This window comes from Sinorhizobium fredii USDA 205, from assembly GCF_001461695.1.
Lineage (GTDB): Bacteria > Pseudomonadota > Alphaproteobacteria > Rhizobiales > Rhizobiaceae > Sinorhizobium > Sinorhizobium fredii.
Genome location: NZ_AUTC01000120.1, coordinates 24,024 through 44,166 on the forward strand (window position 1 = coordinate 24,024; position 20,143 = coordinate 44,166).

18 protein-coding genes, 1 pseudogene and 1 riboswitch are annotated in these 20,143 nt (G+C 62.4%); of the genes and pseudogenes, 8 read left to right on the plus strand and 11 right to left on the minus strand.

The genetic code is table 11. The annotated features are described in order from the left end of the window. Positions 1 to 27: 27 nt before the first annotated feature. Positions 28 to 354, plus strand: coding sequence for a TfoX/Sxy family protein (locus N181_RS12360; RefSeq protein ID WP_037397041.1), 327 nt, complete (start codon positions 28 to 30; stop codon positions 352 to 354). A gap of 52 nt (positions 355 to 406) precedes the next feature. Here N181_RS12360 and N181_RS12365 read toward each other — a convergent pair whose 3' ends face one another. The 5 genes from N181_RS12365 to N181_RS12385 form a co-directional block, all read right to left on the minus strand. Next, a complete protein-coding gene (locus N181_RS12365) occupies positions 407 to 1,168 on the minus strand; it encodes an SDR family NAD(P)-dependent oxidoreductase (RefSeq protein WP_037397039.1) in 762 nt (253 codons plus the stop codon). A gap of 4 nt (positions 1,169 to 1,172) precedes the next feature. Then, positions 1,173 to 1,991 carry an ABC transporter permease gene (locus N181_RS12370; RefSeq protein ID WP_037397037.1) on the minus strand — a complete coding sequence of 273 codons (819 nt, stop codon included), beginning with the start codon at positions 1,989 to 1,991 and terminating at the stop codon, positions 1,173 to 1,175. After that, complete coding sequence (locus N181_RS12375) at positions 1,991 to 2,857, minus strand: ABC transporter permease (RefSeq protein ID WP_037397035.1); 867 nt, start codon at positions 2,855 to 2,857, stop codon at positions 1,991 to 1,993. The genes N181_RS12370 and N181_RS12375 overlap by 1 nt, the downstream gene beginning before the upstream one ends. Positions 2,858 to 2,959: 102 nt before the next feature. Beyond that, positions 2,960 to 4,120, minus strand: coding sequence for a polyamine ABC transporter substrate-binding protein (locus N181_RS12380; protein ID WP_037397033.1), 1,161 nt, complete (start codon positions 4,118 to 4,120; stop codon positions 2,960 to 2,962). A gap of 51 nt (positions 4,121 to 4,171) precedes the next feature. Continuing rightward, complete coding sequence (locus N181_RS12385) at positions 4,172 to 5,251, minus strand: ABC transporter ATP-binding protein (protein WP_037397031.1); 1,080 nt, start codon at positions 5,249 to 5,251, stop codon at positions 4,172 to 4,174. Between the two features lie 299 nt (positions 5,252 to 5,550). Here N181_RS12385 and N181_RS12390 point away from each other — a divergent pair, with 299 nt between their 5' ends. After that, complete coding sequence (locus N181_RS12390; protein ID WP_080577597.1) at positions 5,551 to 6,354, plus strand: helix-turn-helix domain-containing protein; 804 nt, start codon at positions 5,551 to 5,553, stop codon at positions 6,352 to 6,354. Between the two features lie 91 nt (positions 6,355 to 6,445). Here the strand turns inward: N181_RS12390 and N181_RS12395 are convergent, their stop codons facing one another. From N181_RS12395 to N181_RS12420, 6 genes and pseudogenes are all read right to left on the minus strand, one after another. Beyond that, positions 6,446 to 6,919 (minus strand): 6,7-dimethyl-8-ribityllumazine synthase, encoded by a 474-nt coding sequence (locus N181_RS12395; RefSeq protein ID WP_037397025.1) that lies wholly within the window; start codon positions 6,917 to 6,919, stop codon positions 6,446 to 6,448. A gap of 90 nt (positions 6,920 to 7,009) precedes the next feature. Beyond that, positions 7,010 to 7,161, minus strand: a riboswitch (FMN riboswitch). A 219-nt stretch (positions 7,162 to 7,380) separates the two neighbouring features. After that, positions 7,381 to 8,442, minus strand: coding sequence for an ABC transporter ATP-binding protein (locus N181_RS12400; protein ID WP_014328993.1), 1,062 nt, complete (start codon positions 8,440 to 8,442; stop codon positions 7,381 to 7,383). Positions 8,443 to 8,453: 11 nt separating this feature from the next. After that, positions 8,454 to 9,235: pseudogene (locus N181_RS12405) on the minus strand (ABC transporter permease). Then, on the minus strand, positions 9,232 to 10,113 hold the full coding sequence (locus N181_RS12410; protein ID WP_014328991.1) for an ABC transporter permease: 882 nt from the start codon (positions 10,111 to 10,113) through the stop codon (positions 9,232 to 9,234). The pseudogene N181_RS12405 and the gene N181_RS12410 overlap by 4 nt, the downstream one beginning before the upstream one ends. Positions 10,114 to 10,226: 113 nt before the next feature. Beyond that, entirely contained in the window at positions 10,227 to 11,333 is a 1,107-nt protein-coding gene (locus tag N181_RS12415; RefSeq protein WP_014328990.1) for an ABC transporter substrate-binding protein, read from the minus strand. A 193-nt stretch (positions 11,334 to 11,526) separates the two neighbouring features. Continuing rightward, complete coding sequence (locus N181_RS12420; RefSeq protein ID WP_014328989.1) at positions 11,527 to 12,405, minus strand: MurR/RpiR family transcriptional regulator; 879 nt, start codon at positions 12,403 to 12,405, stop codon at positions 11,527 to 11,529. Positions 12,406 to 12,573: 168 nt separating this feature from the next. Here N181_RS12420 and N181_RS12425 point away from each other — a divergent pair, with 168 nt between their 5' ends. From N181_RS12425 to N181_RS12450, 6 genes are all read left to right on the plus strand, one after another. After that, complete coding sequence (locus N181_RS12425; protein ID WP_037397019.1) at positions 12,574 to 13,347, plus strand: N-formylglutamate amidohydrolase; 774 nt, start codon at positions 12,574 to 12,576, stop codon at positions 13,345 to 13,347. 107 nt (positions 13,348 to 13,454) lie between these two features. Further along, complete coding sequence (locus tag N181_RS12430; RefSeq protein ID WP_037397083.1) at positions 13,455 to 15,002, plus strand: amino acid permease; 1,548 nt, start codon at positions 13,455 to 13,457, stop codon at positions 15,000 to 15,002. A 91-nt stretch (positions 15,003 to 15,093) separates the two neighbouring features. Next, positions 15,094 to 16,458, plus strand: a complete 1,365-nt coding sequence (locus tag N181_RS12435; RefSeq protein ID WP_037397017.1) for a glutamine synthetase family protein — start codon at positions 15,094 to 15,096, stop codon at positions 16,456 to 16,458. A gap of 195 nt (positions 16,459 to 16,653) precedes the next feature. Continuing rightward, positions 16,654 to 18,039 carry an aldehyde dehydrogenase family protein gene (locus N181_RS12440; RefSeq protein WP_037397014.1) on the plus strand — a complete coding sequence of 462 codons (1,386 nt, stop codon included), beginning with the start codon at positions 16,654 to 16,656 and terminating at the stop codon, positions 18,037 to 18,039. After that, positions 18,036 to 19,181, plus strand: coding sequence for an iron-containing alcohol dehydrogenase (locus tag N181_RS12445; protein ID WP_037397012.1), 1,146 nt, complete (start codon positions 18,036 to 18,038; stop codon positions 19,179 to 19,181). The genes N181_RS12440 and N181_RS12445 overlap by 4 nt, the downstream gene beginning before the upstream one ends. 199 nt (positions 19,182 to 19,380) lie before the next feature. Beyond that, complete coding sequence (locus N181_RS12450) at positions 19,381 to 20,097, plus strand: ParA family protein (protein WP_037397009.1); 717 nt, start codon at positions 19,381 to 19,383, stop codon at positions 20,095 to 20,097. Positions 20,098 to 20,143: the final 46 nt, after the last annotated feature.

Genomic DNA, 20,143 nt, shown 5'->3' on the forward strand with positions numbered 1-20,143 from the left:
CTTCGACGGCAAGAGGGTGAGGAAGCCATGCGCGATCTCGGGCTTGAGGAGTTGGTCAGGCAGGAACTCGGCGAGCGGCCGGGGCTTTCCGAAAAGCCGATGTTCGGCGGCTTGGCTTTTCTGGTGCATGGCAATCTCGTCTGCGGTGCGCGCGAGGATGGGATGTTGGCAAGGCTCGGCAAGGGCAATGACGGCTGGGCGCTGGCACTACCGGGCATCGCCCCGATGGTGATGGGCGAGCGCCGAATGCATGGCTGGGTGCGTGCGCGCGCCGAGGCCTATGGCGACGACGAGCTGCGCAGGCGCCTGCTGAATGCGGCGCTCGACTATGTGCTCTCGCTGCCGCCGAAGTAACGAAGGGGCCCTCATCTCTCCGGCGAAGTGGAGCAGGATACGGCCCGACGTGTCAGACGACGGTCTCGCCCCCGTCGACCACGAGGATCTGGCCGGTCATATAGGATGATCGATCGGAGACGAGAAAGAGGATCGACTCGGCGATTTCGTCGACGCTCGCCCAGCGGCCGAGCGGCACCTTCTCGCGGATATAGGCTTCGATCGCACCACGCCCGCCCATCTGTTTGATGAAAGGCTCATTGAAGGGCGTGTCGACCCAGCCGGGGCAGAGTGCATTCACCCGCACGCCGTATTTCGCATAGTCGCCGGCCATCTGCCGTGTCATGGCGATCACGGCGTGCTTCGTCGTGGTGTAGGCGATCATCTCGCGGTCGTAGAGCACGCCCGAGGACGAGGAGGTGTTGACGATCACCCCGCGACCGGCCGCCTTCATCGACGGCATGACCAGGCGGGCGGCCATGAAATGGGCGCGGACATTGAGGCCCCAGGAGCGGTCGAAGCCCGCAACGTCGACATCTTCCAGAGTGCCGGCGACTTGCGCGCCGGCGTGATTGTGCAGGATGTCGATTCCGCCGTGGCGGTGCAGCACGTCGGCGATGCCGTCGGAAAGCGCGTCGTCATCCATGACATCGATGGCAAGGGCTTCGGCGCGGCCGCCCTTGGTAACGATGGTTTCGACGGTCGCCTCTCCCGCGTCCCGGCTGCGGTCGATGACCACGACATAGGCTCCCTCACGCGCCATGATGGCGGCGCCGGCCTGACCGATTCCGGAGCCTGCTCCGGTCACGATCGCGACCCGATCTTTCAAAATCATGGTTTCACTCCCCGGATTTGCTTCTCTTTTCGCGCATCAGAATGCGCGCGGTCAGGATCAGGAGCAGCGATGCGACGAGCACCAGCGTCGCGATCGCGTTGATCTCCGGCGTTACGCCGCGGCGGATCGAGGCGAAGACATAGATCGGTAGGGTCGTCTTCGAGCCGGCGACGAAGAAGGCGATGATGAAATCGTCGAAGGAGAAGGTGAAGGCGAGCAGGAAGCCGGCAAGGATCGACGGCAGGATTTGCGGCAGGACGATCAGACGGAAGGTGGTGAGGGGCGTCGCGTAGAGATCGCTAGAGGCCTCGACGATGTCGCGGCCGAGGCTGGCGATGCGCGCCTTGACGATCATGGTGACGAGCGCCATCGAGAAAAGCCCGTGGGCGGCGATGATCGAGCCGTAGCCGAGGCCGAGTTGGGGCGGCCGGTCGCCCGGCCAGAGGATTGCAAGTGCCGGATTGAGGAAGGAGAAAACGGCGACGAGCGCGACGAGCGTGGCGATGCCGATGACCACGCCGGGTACGACGATTGCTGCGGCAAAGAGCGCGTCGAAGAGCGCGCGCATGCGTGCACCAAGGCGCTCCATGCCGAGCGCCGCCATGGTCCCGAAGACCGCGGCGAGTGCTGCGCTGGTGAAGGCGATCATCAGGCTGTTCTGCAGGGCCGAGACCAGGAAGGTGTTGCCAAGCGCCTTGCCGTACCAGGCAGTCGAGAAGCCGGTGAATTCGCTCGCGCTGCGTCCGGCGTTGAAGGAGAACAGCACGACCAGCGCGATCGGCGCATAGAGGAAGAGATATACGGACGAGATGAAGGCGCGCATCAGACGAGATCCACCTGTCTGGTTCCGGCGACCTTCCAGGCGATCCGCATGGCCACCATCAGCACGACGACGACGACGGCGACGAGCGTCACGGCGATCGCCGAGCCGAAGGGCCAATTGCGCGATTGCAGGAAGAGATCGACCAGCGCGTTGCCGATGAAGAAGACCTTGCCGCCGCCGAGAAGCTGCGGGATCAGATATTCACCGAGGAGCAGGATGGTCACGAGGGCGACACCGGTCATTACGCCTGGCAAGGAAAGGGGCAGGGTTACGCCGAAGAAGGTCGAAACCGGTTTGGCGCCGAGATCGGCGGAGGCTTCCAGGAGCCGTCGGTCGAGCATTTCTAGGCTTACATAGATCGGCATGATCATCAGCGGCAGGTAGCCATAAACGATGCCCAGCAGGACGGCGCCCGGCGTATTGAGCAGACGCACGTCCTCGATGCCGATCAGCGCCAGCAGATTGGGGATGCCGCGCGAGCCAAGGATGTACATCCAGGCGTAGGTGCGCACCAGGAGGCTCGTCCAGAACGGCACGACGACGAGCGAGACCAGCATGAGGCGGTAGCGCGGGTTGGCCTTGACCGCCAGGTAGTAGGCGGTGGGATAGGCGACCACGAGGCAGAGCAGGGCGCCTGCCGGCGCAAGCAGCAAGGTGTTCCAGAAGGCGGTCGCGCGCGCCGGCAGATTGGCGAATTGGGCGAAGGTAAAGGCCGCCTGATATCCGCCCTCCGGGGCTCGTTCGCCAAAGGCGAAGACGAGCATGGCAATGAAGGGGAGAACGAGGAACACGAAAAGCCATGCGGCCGCCGGCGCAATAAGCGCCGCTGTCACCAGGTTCCTCTTCGTGTTCATTGCTGCGCGCATGGATAGTCCGTCAGAGTATACTTCGATGAAGACCCCTCATCCGCTGCCGCGACCCTCTCCCCGCTGGCGGGAAGAGGGTCAGGGTGAGGGCAATTTCCCGGGTCAGGCCGCCTTGAAGCGCGCCATCAGTTCGGCACGGCCGGGATCTGTCAGCGTTACTGCGGCGCCGAATTCGAGCGGAGTCAGAGCTGCCTCTTCGGGATAGACGATCTTGTTCGAGGTGACCTCGGCCGATAGAAGCTTCAGCACCCGGCTGTCGGTCGTCGGGGCGCCGTTGGCTATGTGCTCCTTTACGGCGTTTTCCGGCGTCATCAGGTAGTTCAGCAGCGCATAGCCGGCCGGCTTGTTGGCCGCGCTCTTCGGGATTGCGTAGAAGTCCGACCAGATCTCGCCGCCGTCCTTGCCAAGCACGAACTGAATTTCCGGCATGTCGCGGTTGAGCTGAGCCCCGTCATTGGTCCAGCACATGGTCATCCAGGCATCGGTGGCGCGCATCGCCGGCTGATAGTCGCTGTTGATCGCATAGAGATGCGGCTTGACCTTGATCAGGACTTCCTCCGCCTTGGCGAGCTCGTCCGGCTTGATCGAATTGAAAGAATAGCCAAGTGACACCAGTGCATTGCCGATGGTGGTGAGCTGATAGTCGTGCACCATGGCGCGGCCATCCGCCTCGGTCATCGCCACTTCGAAGAAATCCTTCCAGCTCGTCACCGGCTTCTTGATCTTGTCGCTGTTCACGGCAATGCCGGTCGTGCCCCAGTTCTTCGGCACGGCGTAGGTCTTGCCGTCGATAGTGCCTTCGTTGGCAAAGCGCGGATTTTCTGCCGAGGGGTCGTAGTTGGGCAGTTTCGACAGGTCGAGCTCGTCGATCAGACCGAGCTTTGCATAGGTCGAGATCGTGTAGTTGGTCGGAACGAAGAGGTCCCAGCCGGTGCCGCCCGCCTGGAGCTTCGCGAGCATCTCCTCGTTCGAGCCAAAGACGTTGACTTCGACGGCGACGCCGGTCGCGGCCTTGAAGGCCTCGAAGGTGGCGGGGTCATGATAGTTCGGCCAGGTCGCGATCGACATCTGCGTGCCGAGGTCTTCGGCGAAAGCCGTTGAATTGAAGAGAGCGGGCTGACGTGCCAGAACGGCGGTCGCGAGGCCGAGCCCGGTGACGCCGAGGAAATGGCGGCGGGTCACCGAACCGCGCTTCAGGCGCATCAGCTCTTCGGCCAGCCTGTCCGCAGTGATCGGGGCATTCTCTCTGTACCACTTGGTCATGATGCTGTTCCCTTATCGTTGGCATGCATTGATGGCAGAGCACCGGCCCGTTCAGGCCGGAAAGACATGCATCGCATTCGGGTCGAAGCGGAGCCCGATCCTTTCTCCGGGTTCGGCGAGGTCGCTCTCGTCGATGCTGCGGCGGTCGGCCGTCACCAGAAAATCGCCGAGGCCGTCGACCTCGACCGAGTATTCGACCGATGAACCAAGGAAGATGCGGTGGGTCACCGTGCCTTGCAGCGTTGCGGTAGCGTCGCGCACGAGGCGTATCGACTCCGGGCGCAGCGCCACCATGGCCGCGCCTGCGGTTCCATTGGCGCGGGCCGGCTTGGCCAGGCCGACGCCATTCGCCAGCCGCACCGAGTTCGCACCAGGCTCGATCGTCGCCGCAATGCGGTTGGTCTTGCCGACGAAATCGGCGACGAAGAGGCTTGACGGGCGATCGTAGATTTCCTGCGGCGGGCCGACCTGGACGATCCGCCCAGTATTCATGACACAGACGAGATCGCTCATGGAAAGAGCCTCTTCCTGGTCGTGGGTGACCAGCACGAAGGTAATACCGAGCTCGCGCTGCAGGCTCTGGAGCTCGATTTGCATCGCGGTGCGCAGCTTCTTGTCGAGCGCGGCAAGCGGCTCGTCGAGGAGCAGCACCTTCGGCTTGTTGACGATGGCGCGGGCAAGCGCCACGCGCTGCTGTTGTCCGCCGGACATCTCGTGAATGCGACGCTTGCCGAAACCGCCGAGTCGGACCATCTCCAACGCCTCCTGGGCGCGGCTTGCGACCTCGGCTACCCCGATGCGGGGGCGCATCTGTTTCAGCCCGTAAGCGACGTTCTGCTCGACATCGAGATGCGGGAACAGCGCATACTGCTGGAAAACCATATTGACAGGGCGGCGATAGGCCGGCACGCCGTTCATCGGCTGCTCACCGATGTAGACCATGCCCTCACTCGGCTGTTCGAAGCCGCCGATCATGCGCAGGCATGTGGTCTTGCCACAGCCTGAAGGGCCGAGCAACGCGACGAAAGCGCCCTTGGGAACCGCGAGGTTGATGCCCGACACGGCCGTCACGCTGCCATAGCGTTTGGCGACCGAACGGAATTCGATGTCGTTCGTCGAAGCGGATGTCACGTCTGTTCCCTGCGGCTGTTTTTACGAATCGGGCACGGCTCTTGCGCCTCGACTTCCACCGTCATTGCCAAGCAGCCTAGTCAAAGGAAGCCGCCCCGGTATATACCCCGAGAGAGGTATTTCAACTCGGCATGCCTTGTGAGAGGAGTATATCCCGTCTACGGCATGTATCCTTGGATCATGTCCGACCCAAAAATAGAAACATGCAGCAGTTCAAAGGGCTACAGCGACCTTTGCGCGTCTGATCCGACGCGCTGCGCCGCAGGCAGTCCGGAATGGGGAGCGAGCCGGGAGGGCGATTGGTTATCGACGTTGAGAGGCTTTTCCAGGCCTTGGCGCCGCTGATGAATGGCGCATCGATGGACGACGAGGCGGTCGGGCAAGCGTTCCGCCGGCTGATGTCGAGCCTGATGACTTTTGACTACGTCGTCGTCTTTGCCTATCGCGGCAAGGAGCGTCCGATCGATCTCTACAGCACCTTCGACGCCAGGGACCATGTGCTGTTCGTCAGCCTCTACCAGGCAGGTCCGTACCTGCTCGATCCCTTCTATCACGCCGCCTGCGCGCCCAAGCCGGGTGTGTGGCGGATGCGGGAACTGGCGCCCGATCGTTTCTTCTCCAGCGAATATTACCGTACCTATTATGTTCAGACCGGGCTTGCGGAGGAGGTCGGCTTCTTCGTGCCGGTCAGCGAACAAGTCACCGTCGTTCTGTCGCTGATGCGGCGGGAGGCGACCGGCACCTTCAGCGCCGCCGAATTCGCCCTGCTCAAGAAGGCCGAACCGCTGGTGGCCGCATTTGTCCGCCATCATTGGGCCAACCTTGATCGCCGCTTCGATGCGGCACTCGCGAAAACCGGCCGCAGACGGCGCAAGGCCCTACATCCGCCCGCCGACGGAGTCTGGCGGCATCTCAACCTCACCGATCGGGAAGCGGCGATCATCGAACTGGTGCTGCAGGGTCATTCGTCGGAGTCGATCGGATTGAAACTCGGCATTTCGACCGGCACCGTCAAGGTTCATCGCAGAAACGTCTATCGCAAGCTCGGCATTTCATCTCAGACGCAACTGCTGTCGCTCTACATCACGAGTCTCGGCCACTGATACCCTTTGGCGATTGCACTGAGTGTCCTCGGCGCAGGGAAAGGGCGCGGCCTGCCGGCCGCGCCCTTGCTTCGGATCGAGAGAGGGTTTTTCAGGCGTTGACGAGCGCCAGCTTGGCGCGCGCGTCGAGGATTTGCGCGCAGGCATTGGCTGCCTCTTCGCCCTTGACGACGAAGTGATCGCGGAAGAAGGCGATCAGCGGCTCGCTTTCCTGGAAGTTGTGCGGCGTCAGGACAGCGGAGAGCACCGGCACATCCGTATCGAGCTGGACGCGCATCATGCCGTCCAGCACGGTTCCGGCAACGAAGTCGTGGCGATAGATGCCGCCATCGACGACGAAGGCGGTGCCGAGGATCGCCGAGTACCGACCGGTCTTCGCGAGCTTCTGCGCGTGCAGCGGAATTTCTAAGGCTCCCGGCACATCGAAGATCTCGACGTCGGCCGCGTTGCCGCCGAGCTTCGCCCACTGGGCGACGAAGGCGTTCACGCATTGGTCGACGATATCGGCGTGCCAGCGGGCGCGGACGATCGCAATCTTAGCGGAGGGGTGGGAAAGAATGGTCATGGTCTCAAGCCTTTCAGGGTTGGCGTTTTTTCCAAAGATCCCGTCGGGCGAACATGCATGCGCGACAACCCACGCGAAGGGGCCCGCACTGCTTGCTCTCTTCCATCCGGACTGTGACCGTCGGCTCCGGAATCTGACCGGATCTGCTGACCCCTGGAGCTTGAGCTCCAAGGCGCTCGCGGGCTTCGAGGCTTCGCCTCGCTACCGCCGGTGGGGAATTTCACCCCGCCCTGAGAACGCGTGCGACTATATAGAGAGATCGGCGCCCGTCAAACGCAGGCTCCGACGAAAAAGCGAGAAATCACGACAGATTTTTCCAGGCATTGCCTACAGCGCCGCGCGCCTTATCAGGCGCGCAAAGGTCGCTGTAGCACTTTGAAGTGCTGCATGTCTTTGTCCTTAAATCGAGGTCGATTTAAGGAGACATGCAGTAGGCCGCGGCAGTTCATTTCCGACCGTGGCTACTCGCGAATGACCAGCAGGTCCTTGGCGGCAAAGCGCAGCGTGACGTTGTCGCCGGAGACCGGCGGGCTCACGCCCGGATTGTTGAACATGTCGAAGGAGATGACGTCACCGCCGACGCGCAGCCGGGTGCGGATGACCGAACCCAGGAAGCTCGTGGAAACGACCTCGCCGGCAAGGGTCGTATCGCCCGTGGCGCCCTCGGCGATGGAGCCTGCCTCCGGACGTAGCGCCAGCGAGATGCTGTCGCCACCCTTCATGCCGGCAATCGAATCCTTCAGCGAGATGCGCTGATCGCCGATCGTCACGGCGCCCGCCGCCGGGTCCGCGACCTTGCCCTCGATAATGTTCAACGTCCCGACGAAGGAGGCGACGAAGCGCGTTGCCGGCGTGTTGTAGATCTCGAATGGGGTGCCGATCTGGTCGGCACGGCCGGCATTCATGACGACGATGCGGTCGGAGATCGACAGGGCCTCCTCCTGGTCGTGCGTCACGAACACTGTGGTAATGCCGAGCTGCTGCTGGATCTGCCGGATTTCCTCGCGCAGCGAAATGCGGATCTTCGCATCGAGCGCGGAGAGCGGCTCGTCGAGCAGCAGCACCTGCGGCTTGACGGCAAGCGCGCGGGCAAGCGCGACGCGCTGCTGCTGGCCGCCGGACAATTGATAGGGGAAGCGGTCCGCCAAGTGCTCGAGCTTGATGAGCCCGAGCATCTGCTTCACCCGTGCATCGATGTCCGCCTTGGAGGCGCCCGCGACCTTCAGGCCGAAGGCGACGTTGTCCTGTACGTTCATATTCGGGAATAGCGCATAGGCCTGGAAGACCATGCCGATGTTGCGCTGGTTCGGCTTCAAGGTGCCCTGGTCCGTGCCGTTGATGACGATCTTGCCGTTGGAGGGCGTCTCGAAGCCGGCGATCATGCGCAGAACCGTCGTCTTGCCGCAGCCGGACGGGCCGAGGAAGGAGACGAACTCACCCTTCTCGATAACCATGTTGAAGTCGTGCACGACCTGCACGGGGCCGAAGGTTTTTTTGATGTTGGTCAGTGACAGGAAACTCATGCGTATGGTCCTCAGGCCTTGGGAGGCGCGCTTTTCTGGAAGCGCGAGACGAGCTGGATGAGGCCGAGGCAGCCCCAGGTGATGCCGAATGCGATGACGGCGAGCGCCGCCGGCTCATAGGCTCGGTTGGCGCCGAGGAGCTGCATGTAGGGGCCGAAGGCCGGCTTGTTCAGCAGGGCTGCCATGGTGAATTCGCCAATGACGATGGCGAAGGTCAGGAAGGCGCCGGAGAGCACTGCGACGAGCGCGTTCGGCAGGATGATCCGCGCCAGGATCGTTGCCCATCCGGCTCCCGACTCTGGGCGGCTTCGGTCAGCGTAGCGACGTCGATTGTCCTGAGGCCGGTGTCCACCGCGCGATACATGTATGGCAGTGCGAGCGTGGCATAGCCGAACATCAGGAGTATGTCGGTGCCGAAAGCGGAGCCTGTCAGCGGCAGCCAGCTCGACGTGTTGTAGAGCCGGATATAGCCGAAGACGATGACAATTGCCGGGATAACCAGTGGCAGCAGCGTCACGAACTCGATGTAGGGACGCAACCGCGGCAGCTTGAGCCGGACCCAATAGGCCGTCGGCACGACCAGCAGAATGCCGAAGACGATGGTGAAGAGCGCCTGTGCCACGGAATAGGTAAAGGTTTCTTGGAAGCGCGGATCGCCGAAAACCTTCGCATAGGCGTCGAAGGAATATTCGCCGCGCCGCATCTTCAGCGAGAAGTTGGTCATGCCGACGAGCGGTAGAGTGAAATAGAGGATGCCGAAAAGGAGAGCGCCCCAGGCCCAGATCTTCCTCATTTCAGCCACCTCTCGCTGCGGGCGCGAAGCCAGATGTAGATCGCGTTGGCGATGCCCGTGACGACGATCATGCCGAAGGCGAGCGCGTAGCCGAGGTGCGGGTTGCCGAGCACATCGCCGCGGATCTGGGCGAAGAGCAGGATGGGCACGATCGACAGGGACGAGCCGGTCAGCGCAATGGCGGTTGCGACGGCGCCGAAGGCGTTGGCGAAGAGAAGCGCCAGGGTACCAAGAATTGAGGGAAGCAGGATCGGGAAGGCGACCATCCGCCAGTATTGCAAGCCGGTAGCACCAAGGATTTCGGCCGCCTCGCGCCATTCGCGCTTCAACCCGTCGAGCGCGGGCGTGATGATAAGGATCATCAGCGGGATCTGGAAGAAGAGGTAGGTAACGGTCAGGCCCCAGAAGGACAGGAGGTTGAAGCCGAGCGCCCTCAGATCGACGCCAAGCTCCGAGCGCAGGAAGACGCTCAGGATGCCGACTGGCCCGAGCGTCGCAAGAAAGGCGAAGGCCAGCGGGACACCGGCAAAGTTGGAAGCGACGCCGGAAAAGGTCAGCAGCGGTCCGCGAATCCATTTCGGCAATCCGCCGAAAACGACGGCCGAGGAGACGGCAAAGCCGATCAGGCAGCCGAGAAGCGCCGAGGCGATGCTGATCTTGATGGAGATCCAATAGGCCGCGAGGATCGAAGGCGTGAAAAGACCCTGGATATTGTCGAGCGTGAAGCTGCCGTCCGGTGTCTGAAAGGCGCCGACCACGATCTTCATCGTCGGAAGAATGAGAAAAAGCGTCACGAAAACGGCAAAGGGCAGGATGCCTAGCCAGTGAAGCGGAAGGCGACGCGCAGGCGGGCTGGCGCCGGTGTGAGCAGTTGACATTCCGTTCGCCCCGAGAAGCCGCGTTACAGACGCGGTCATTCATTGAATTTCCTATGAATATCGTATCCGCTCCGGCCGGAAAACCGGCCGGAGCGGCTTGATTGCCGAAACGCTTACTGGACGTTTGCGCCGACTACGGAATCCCAGCCGCCGGTCACGGCGGCCTTGTTCGTGTCGACTTCTTCCAGCGTCGGGAAGTAGGCCTTTTCATACGCAGCCGCTGGCGGCAGGGCGTCGATCAGTTCCTTCGGAACCTTGCCGGCCTTGACCATCGCGTTGAAGCGGGCCGGGTGGCAGAAGCCCTTCAGCCAGCCGAGCTGACCTTCGTCGGAATAGAGGTGCTCCATCCACAGCTTGGCTGCATTCGGGTGCGGCGCATAGGCCGAGATGCCCTGAACGTAGACCCCGGCCAGAACGCCGCTTGCCGGAACGACGACTTCGGTCGGCGGGTTGCCATTCAGCGTCTTGCCCCAGCCGAGGGCGTTGTAGTCCCATGCAACGATGATGGGGGTCGAGCCCTGGGCCAGCGTTCCGGACTTGCCGATGACCGGAACGAAATTGCCGGCCTTGTTCAGTTCGGCGAAATAGCCAAGGCCGGCTTCACCGGCTTCCTTCCCGGCTTTCGCGCCCTTGGCGAGGCCGGCGGCGAGAACCCCGAGGATCGCCTGGTTCGAGGCGCGCGGATCGCCGGCGAGGGCGACCTGGCCAGCATATTCCGGCTTCAGCAGATCGGCCCAGTCCTTCGGCGAATTGGCAACGAGGTCCTTGTTTACGAGGAAGGACATCACGCCGTAGTAGTCGCCGTACCAGTAGCCTTCCGCATCCTTGACGGTGTCCGGGATCTCGTCCCAGGTGGAGACCTTGTATGGCTGCAGCAGGCCCTCGGTCTTCATTTGCGGGCCGAAGGCGAGGCCGACGTCAACAACATCGGGCGCCTGCGGCCCGGTATTGCCCTTGTTTGCCTTGACGGCTTCGACTTCGTCAGCCGAGCCGGCATCCGGGTTCAGTTCGTTGACCTGGATTTCCGGATACTTGGCCTTGAAGGAGGCGATGACGTCGCCATAGCCGCACCAGTCGTGGGGCAGAGCGATGGTCGTCAACATGCCTTCCTTCTTGGCGGCGGCGATAAGCTCTTCGCTCGGCTCGGCGGCGGCCACTGCGGTGGTTGCCAGCAGGATGGCGGTCGAGAGCGAGAGCAGGCGTTGAGTCTTTGAAATCACTGGTGTTCTCCTTATCGGTTTTCAGTCAATTTCGGCGATGCTGTTAAAGCGGCGCGATGAAACTTGTGTGACAGGCCTTTTTCCCGTTTGCGGCGAGAAGGCCGCTTTGGGTGGACTTGTCTACCAAGGGGTGCACGGCGCGCCTTGCACCCTCAATTCTTCATCCGGACATTCAGAATTCGACCGGTACCTCCTAGCCTGGCTTGCGAAAGATGCGGGTCGAATCGAAGAGGCCCTCCAGCGTCTTCATTCGGTCCCTCGTTTCGTCCCAATTCGAGCTCTGCACCGCTTCGATCAGAGCTTCGACGAGCAACAGCAGCATGACCGAACTGTCCCAGGCCGAAGGCACCTCGATCTGGGCGCGGAAGACCTTGGACGCGGACTTGGCGACCGGCGAACCCCATTGGTCGGTGAAGAGGATGATCTCGACACCGCGATTGCGGGCCGAACGGGCGAGCGTCTCCATTTCCTGTTCGTAGCGGCGGATGTCGAACAGGATCAGGACGTCGCCCTGTTTCATGTCGAGGATATAGTGCGGCCAGGAACTGGGATTGGCGGCAATCCGCGTGACGCCGGTGCGGATGACCTGCAGGTGGGTGAACAGGTAATCGGCCATCGATCGGGTGATGCGGCCGCCGACAAGATAGACGTTGCGCTTGCGATCGGCGACGAGGTTGGCCGCTTGGTCGAATTCGACGGGTTCGATCTGCGACAGCGTCTGGCGCATATTGCCCATGATCGCGTCGGCGAAGCGGTTGAGAATGTGCGTGCCCGGCGCGCTCGCCGCCCAGCGATCGTGCTTGGCGATCGGATTGGAGATCGTCGCCTCCAACTCCTGGTGGAGCCGTGACTGAAAATCGGGAAAGCCGCGAAAACCCAGCTTCTGCACCATGCGGGCCACTGTCGGCGTCGAAACGCCGGCGTTCTCGGCGACCGTTGTGATCGAGCCGAGACCGGAGACCGGATAGTTGTCGAGAAGTGTCTCCGCCAAGCGCTTCTCGGCGCGCGTCAGCGCCGCGAAGTTCGCGTTGATCACATCCGACACCGTCATGGATGCCGTGTTGCCGTTCAATGTCATGCCCCTCAGCCGGTCTCTGCCAGCTTGAGGAAATTAAACATCGCTGCCGCAACCGGAGTCAATGGAAAACTGAAAAGATCGTTTCAGATTTTCGTTGACAGCTGCCGATTCGTGAAGAATTCTTTTCACGACAGCGTCCGACGAGGCGATGGGGGGCCGGATTTGACGGGGCTTTTGACGCAGGCAGAGGGCGACCCGGTCGCCATTGAGAATGCTGATGCGAAGGGAGATTTCCTCTTCGTCTGCGAGCATGCGTCCAGCCGTCTGCCCGAGCGTCTCGGAACGCTCGGCCTTTCCAGGGAAGCGCTTGAGAGTCACATCGCCTGGGACCCCGGCGCATTGGCGGTTTCCAAGCTGCTTGCCGAAAAGCTCGACGGCACGCTCATTCATCAGCGGTTTTCGCGCCTCGTCTATGACTGCAACAGGCCGCCGGAGTCCGACGCGGCAACACCCGTGGTCAGCGAAGTCTTTGAGGTGCCGGGGAATCGGGCAATGTCGGCCGCGGAACGTCAGGCGCGGGTCGACGAGATCTATCTGCCGTTCCGCGACGCGGTGTCCGAGTTCGTCGCCGGCCGCAAGGCGGCGGGCCGGCTTCCCATCCTTATCACCATGCACAGCTTCACACCGGTCTATTTCGGCAAGCCGCGCAGCGTCGAGCTCGGGATCCTGCACGACGCCGACAGCCGGCTCGCCGATCGCATGCTGGCGGTCGCCACGACCGGAGAGGTCGCATACGACATCCGTCGCAACGAGCCCTACGGGCCGGCGGACGGGGTAACGCACAGCTTGATCGAATACGGCGTCCGTCATGGACTGCCGAATGTAATGATCGAGATCAGGAACGATCTCATTCTGAACGAAGTCGGCCAGAGGGTCATGGCCGACTATCTGGAAGGGCTGCTCGCCAGAAGCGTGGCCGCCCTTCCGAAAAGATAAAAAGACCCAGGGGAGCGGCAAAGCCGCGGTCCTGTTCCCGTGCCGGAACAGGTGGTGACATGACCTTTCGCAATGGCGCGCCGGGTCAGGAGAAACAGGGGAAAAAGATGTCAGACTATTCCGAAGTCGATAAGAAGCAGGATCTGCACATCCTGCATTCGATGGGCTATGCCCAGGAACTCGAGCGGCGCATGAGCCAGTTCTCGAATTTCGCCGTATCATTCTCGATCATCTGCATTCTGTCCGGAGGTATCAACTCGCTGGCGCAGGCGACCGCTGGGGCGGGCGGGGCGGCCATCGGTATCGGCTGGCCGCTTGGATGCTTCATCTCGCTGGTCTTCGCCGTCGCGATGGCGCAGATCAGCTCGGCCTATCCGACGGCCGGCGGCCTCTATCACTGGGGATCGATCCTCGGCAACCGCTTCACCGGCTGGCTGACGGCCTGGTTCAATCTGCTCGGCCTGGTCACCGTTCTCGGCGCCATCAATGTCGGCACCTACTATTTCTTCATGGGTTCGTTCGGGACACCCTATTTCGGCCTGGAAGACACGACGGCGACCCGCATCATCTTCCTGGCGATCATCACCGGGGCGCAGGCGCTCGTGAACCATATGGGCATCGGCCTGACGGCGAAGCTTACCGACTTCTCCGGCTATCTGATCTTCGTCACGGCGATCCTGCTCGCTGTCGTTTGCCTTGCGGCCGCCGACTCCTACGAGATTGGCAGGCTCTTCACCTTCTCGAACTATTCGGGTGAGGCGGGCGGCAATGTCTGGCCTGAGACTTCCGGAACCTGGGTGTTCCTGCTCGGCCTGCTGCTGCCGATCTACACGATCACCGGCTATGACGCTTCGGCCCATACGTCAGAGGAAACAGTCAAGGCGGCCGAATCGGTGCCGCGCGGCATGGTCGCCTCGGTGCTTTGGTCGGCCCTCTTCGGCTATATCATGCTGTGCGCCTTCGTGCTGATGATCCCGAACATGGACGAGGCCGCCAAGCAGGGCTGGAACGTCTTCTTCTGGGCGATGGACGCGCAGGTCCATCCGGTCATCAAGGACATTCTCTACCTCGCCATCTTCGTCAGCCAGTGGCTGTGCGGACTGGCGACAGTGACCTCGGTGTCGCGCATGATCTTCGCCTTCTCGCGCGATGGCGGCCTGCCGGCCTCCAAGGCACTCTCGAAGGTAAGCCCCACCCATCGCTCGCCGGTTGCAGCGATCTGGACGGGCTCGGTCCTTTCGGTGCTGTTCGTCTGGGGCTCGTCGCTCGTCTCGATCGGTGAAACGCCGGTCTACACGATCGTCGTCTCCTGCACGGTCATCTTCCTGTTCTTCTCCTTCGCGATCCCGATCACGCTCGGCCTCTTTGCCTGGGGAACCTCGAAGTGGGACAAGATGGGGCCGTGGAATCTTGGCGAAGGGACGTTCAAGCTGTTCGCAATCCTGTCGATCATCGCCATGGTGCTGATCTTCGTTCTCGGCATTCAGCCGCCGAACGACTGGGCGCTCTATATCACCGTCGGCTTCCTCGTCGTCACCGGCATCATCTGGTTCGGTTTCGAGAGCCGCCGCTTCCGCGGGCCGCCGATCGGCGATGAGGTCGCGCGCCGCCAGGCGGAGATCGCTGCTGCCGAAAAGGCTGTCGGCGAAGTCTAGAAAACAAAGCGAGGGCGGAGATCGCGAACGCGATCTCCGCTTTGTATTGGCGGCATGGGAACGCCGCGCCGAAACATGGGATTTTACTTTCATGAGCTACTCGTTCGAGGAACTGAAAGAGGATGTCGCTAGCGGGCGCATCGACACGGTGCTCGCCTGCCAGGTGGACATGCAGGGCCGCCTGATGGGCAAGCGCTTTCACGCGCAATATTTCGTCGATAGCGCCTGGAAGGAAACGCATAGCTGCAATTACCTGCTGGCGACCGACATGGAAATGGAGACCGTGCCGGGTTACAAGGCGACAAGCTGGGAGAAGGGCTACGGTGACTATACGATGAAGCCGGACCTTGCGACGCTACGGCGCATTCCCTGGCTCGAGGGCACGGCGCTGGTTCTCTGCGACGTCCTCGATCACCATACACATGAGGAGGTGCCGCATTCGCCGCGCGCCATCCTGAAGAAACAGGTTGCACGTCTCGAGGCCATGGGTTTCAAGCCATTCATGGCGAGTGAGCTCGAATTCTTCCTGTTCGACCAGTCCTACGACGATGCGCGGCTCTCCGGCTACCGCGATCTGCAGCTCGCCAGCGGTTACAACGAGGACTACCACATCTTCCAGACCACCAAGGAGGAAGATGTGATGCGGGCGATCCGCAACGGCCTGCAGGGCGCCGACATTCCGGTCGAGAATTCCAAGGGTGAAGCCTCCGCCGGCCAGGAGGAAATCAACGTCCGCTATGCCGACGCGCTGACCATGGCCGACCGCCACGCGATCATCAAGAACGGCTGCAAGGAGATTGCCTGGTCGCGCGGCAAGGCGATCACCTTCCTTGCCAAGTGGAACTACGCCGCCGCCGGGTCCTCGTCGCACATTCACCAGTCCCTCTGGAGCCTCGACGGCAAGGAAGCGCTGTTCTACGACAAGGAGGGTCGTTACGGTATGTCCGAGCTGATGCGGCACTATGTGGCCGGATTGCTCGCCCATGCGAGCGAGATCACCTATTTCCTGGCGCCCTACATCAATTCCTACAAGCGCTTCATGGCGGGCACTTTCGCGCCGACGAAGGCGATCTGGAGCAAGGACAACCGTACCGCCGGCTATCGCCTGTGCGGCGACGAAACCAAGGCGATCCGCATCGAATGCCGCGTCGGCGGGTCAGACCTCAACCCCTATCTCGCCTTCGCCGCTTTGATCGCCGCCGGCATTTCCGGCATCGAGAACAAGATGGAGCTCGAAGCGCCCTTCGTCGGCGATGCCTATCACGGCAAGGATGTGCGCGAAATTCCGCATACGCTGCGGGCCGCAACCGAGGCCCTGACGGAATCGAAAATGCTGCGCGAGGCGTTCGGCGAAGAGGTCATCGATCACTACGCCCGTGCTGCCCGGTGGGAGCAGGAGGAATACGACCGGCGCGTCACCGATTGGGAGGTCGCGCGGGGGTTTGAAAGAGCGTAGACAAATCCCCTCCCCAGCCCCTCCCCACAAGGGGGAGGGGCTTACCCGCGGCGATCTCCGCAGCTCCTCTGAACCCTCGCAACGCGCTGAGGTGCTGAGTTGGGCGGGACGGTGACGCAAGCTAGCCCCTCCTCCTTGTGGGGAGGGGTTGGGGAGGGGTCTTTTATTTTTGAAAGCAGAAACAGGAAAACGATCATGACGATGATCAGATGCATTTCGCCGGTCAATGGCGAGGTCTATGCCGAGCGGGCGGCAATGCCGCTGGAACTCGCCAGGCAGGCGGTGGCGCAGGCGCGGCTCGCGCAGAAGAGCTGGGCGAAGCGGCCGCTCGACGAGCGCGTCAAGCTGGTGCTCGCCGGCGTCGCGCGGCTCAACGAGATGGTCGACGAGGTCGTGCCGGAGCTTGCCTGGCAGATGGGTCGGCCGGTGCGCTATGGCGGCGAATTCAAGGGCTTCAACGAACGCTCCAACTATGTCGCCTCGATCGCTGCCGATGCGCTGAAGCCGCTTGTCGCCGAGGAGAGCGACCGCTTCGAGCGGCGCATCGAGCGCGAGCCGCACGGCGTCGTCTTCGTCATCGCGCCCTGGAACTATCCCTATATGACGGCGATCAACACGGTGGCGCCGGCGCTCATGGCCGGCAACACGGTGATCCTCAAGCATGCCAGCCAGACGATCCTGGTCGGCGAGCGCATGGTGCGGGCCTTCGTCGAGGCCGGCGTGCCGGCGGACGTCTTCCAGAACCTTTTCCTGGACCACGATACGACCGCGGCGCTGATTGCCGCCAGGAGCTTCGACTTCATCAACTTCACCGGTTCGGTCGAAGGCGGGCGCTCAATCGAGCGGGCGGCGGCCGGCACCTTTGCCGGCCTCGGCCTTGAACTCGGCGGCAAGGATCCCGGCTATGTGATGGCGGACGCCGATCTCGATGCCGCCGTCGATACGCTGATGGATGGCGCTACTTACAATTCCGGCCAGTGCTGCTGCGGCATCGAGCGCATCTATGTGCATGAGTCGCTTTATGACGCCTTCGTCGAGAAATCCGTCGCCTGGGTTTCCAATTACAGGCTCGGCAACCCGCTCGATCCGGAAACGACGCTCGGGCCGATGGCCAACAAGCGCTTTGCCGCGACGGTGCGCAGCCAGATCGCCGACGCGGTCTCGAAGGGCGCCAAGGCGCTGATCGATCCGAAGCGTTTCCCTGAGGACGATGGCGGCGCCTATCTCGCGCCGCAGATCCTCGTCGATGTCGATCACTCGATGGAGTTCATGCGCGAGGAGACCTTCGGGCCGGCGGTCGGCATCATGAAGGTGAAGAGCGATGCCGAAGCGATCGATCTGATGAACGACAGTCAATACGGCCTCACCGCATCGCTCTGGACGAGGGATGCCGAGCGCGCAGCCCGGATCGGCCGCGAGCTCGAGACCGGCACGGTGTTCATGAACCGGGCCGACTATCTCGACCCGGCGCTCTGCTGGACCGGGGTCAAGGAGACGGGCCGCGGCGGCTCGCTCTCGGTCCTCGGCTTCCACAATCTCACCCGTCCGAAATCCTACCATCTGAAGAAAGTCACAGCATGACGATCACCGCCAACTGGAGCTACCCGACCGCCGTCAAGTTCGGGGCTGGCCGCATCAAGGAGCTTGCCGACCATTGCAAGGCCGCCGGCATGAAGAAGCCGCTGCTGATCACCGACCGCGGGCTTGCGCCGATGGCGATCACTCAGGGCGCACTCGATATTCTGGACGCCGGCGGACTTGGGCGTGCCATCTTCGCGGACGTCGATCCGAACCCGAACGACAAGAATCTCGAGGCCGGGATCAAGGCGTTCAAGGACGGCGGCCATGACGGTGTCGTCGCCTTCGGCGGCGGTTCCGGTCTCGATCTCGGCAAATGCGTCGCCTTCATGGTCGGCCAGACGCGACCTGTCTGGGATTTCGAGGATGTCGGCGACTGGTGGACCCGCGCCAGCGTCGAAGGCATCGCGCCGATCATCGCCGTGCCGACGACCGCCGGCACCGGTTCCGAAGTGGGCCGCGCCAGCGTCATTACCAATTCGGCGAGCCATGTGAAGAAGGTGATCTTCCATCCGAGGTTCCTGCCGGCCGTGACGATCTGCGACCCGGAGCTGACGGTCGGCATGCCGAAGGTCATCACCGCCGGCACCGGCATGGACGCCTTTGCTCACTGCTTGGAGGCCTATTCTTCACCCTTCTACCATCCGATGTCGGCCGGCATCGCGCTCGAAGGCATGCGGCTCGTCAAGGAATACCTGCCGCGCGCCTATAGGGACGGCACGGACATCGAGGCCCGCGCCAATATGATGAGCGCGGCTGCGATGGGCGCGGTCGCCTTCCAGAAGGGCCTCGGCGCGATCCACTCGCTGTCGCACCCGGTCGGCGCCATCTACAACACGCATCACGGCATGACCAATGCCATCGTGATGCCGCCGGTGTTGCGCTTCAATCGCTCGGCGATCGAGGAGAAGATCGGGCGGGCGGCCGCCTATCTCGGCATCGCCGGCGGGTTCGACGGCTTCTACGACTATGTGCTGCAACTGCGCGAGGAGCTCGGCGTTCCGGACAAGCTTGCTGCACTCGGCGTCGGCACCGACCGCATTGACGAGATGTCGGAGATGGCGATCGTCGACCCGACCGCCGGCGGCAATCCGGTCGAATTGACGCTGGACGCGGCGAAAAAGCTCTTTGGCGAGTGCATCTGAGACCTCCGTTAATTTTTGGCGAGCCCGGGAAACCTTGATTTCCCGGGCTTTCTTGTGCGCACCCCGCCACCCGCGGGGCTCGCTGGTTAATCTTTGCCGGCCAAAATTTCCATTTTGTTAACCATGTTCTGAAAGGTTCTATTAATCGAACTTGCTCCGAAGCGAACGCGACGGCGCACCGAGAGAATGAGGTGACAAGATGGCGGTCATTACTTTGGCCAACGCAAAGGGCGGCGCCGGCAAGACGACGGCTGCCCTGATCCTGGCGACGGAACTGGCCCGGCAGGGCAACCGAGTGGTGATCCTGGATGCCGATCCGCAGCGATGGATCACCAGCTGGTCGGAGGTCTCCGGCCATATCGCCAATATCGAGGTAATCTCGCATATCACGCCCGCGTCGCTTCCCTGTCATATCCGCGAACTTAAGGACGAGACCGACTACATCGTGGTCGACCTTGCGGGTGCCAAGGACGCGATCGTTGCGCTGGCACTCGGGCTTTCCGACCAAGTGCTGATCCCGGTGCAGGGCTGCGCCATGGACGCGCGCGGCGCGGTCCAGATCCTCGAGCTCATTCGCCAGATCGAAGGGAAGGCGAGAGTGCGCATCAACCACTCGGTGGTCCTGACGCGGGTCAATTCGCTTGTCACGACGCGGGCGCTGCAGGCGATCAAGGCGCTGCTCGCTTCGCGCGGCGTTTCGGTCCTCGACACGCCGATCATCGAACGCGCCGCCTATCGCGAAATCTTCGAATGCGGCGGCACCCTGCAGACCATGGACGCGAACCGTGTCAGCAATCTCGACAAGGCACGCGAAAACGCATTTGCGCTTGCGAGCGAGGTACAAAAATTGCTGCCTGTAACGCCACGCCGGGCGCTGATGTCTCGGTTGCGCTCGGCTTTGCCGCGGGCCGCTTGAATTCCACTCCGCCCGATTGCCTCCCAAGGCCGACCGGAACTGACGA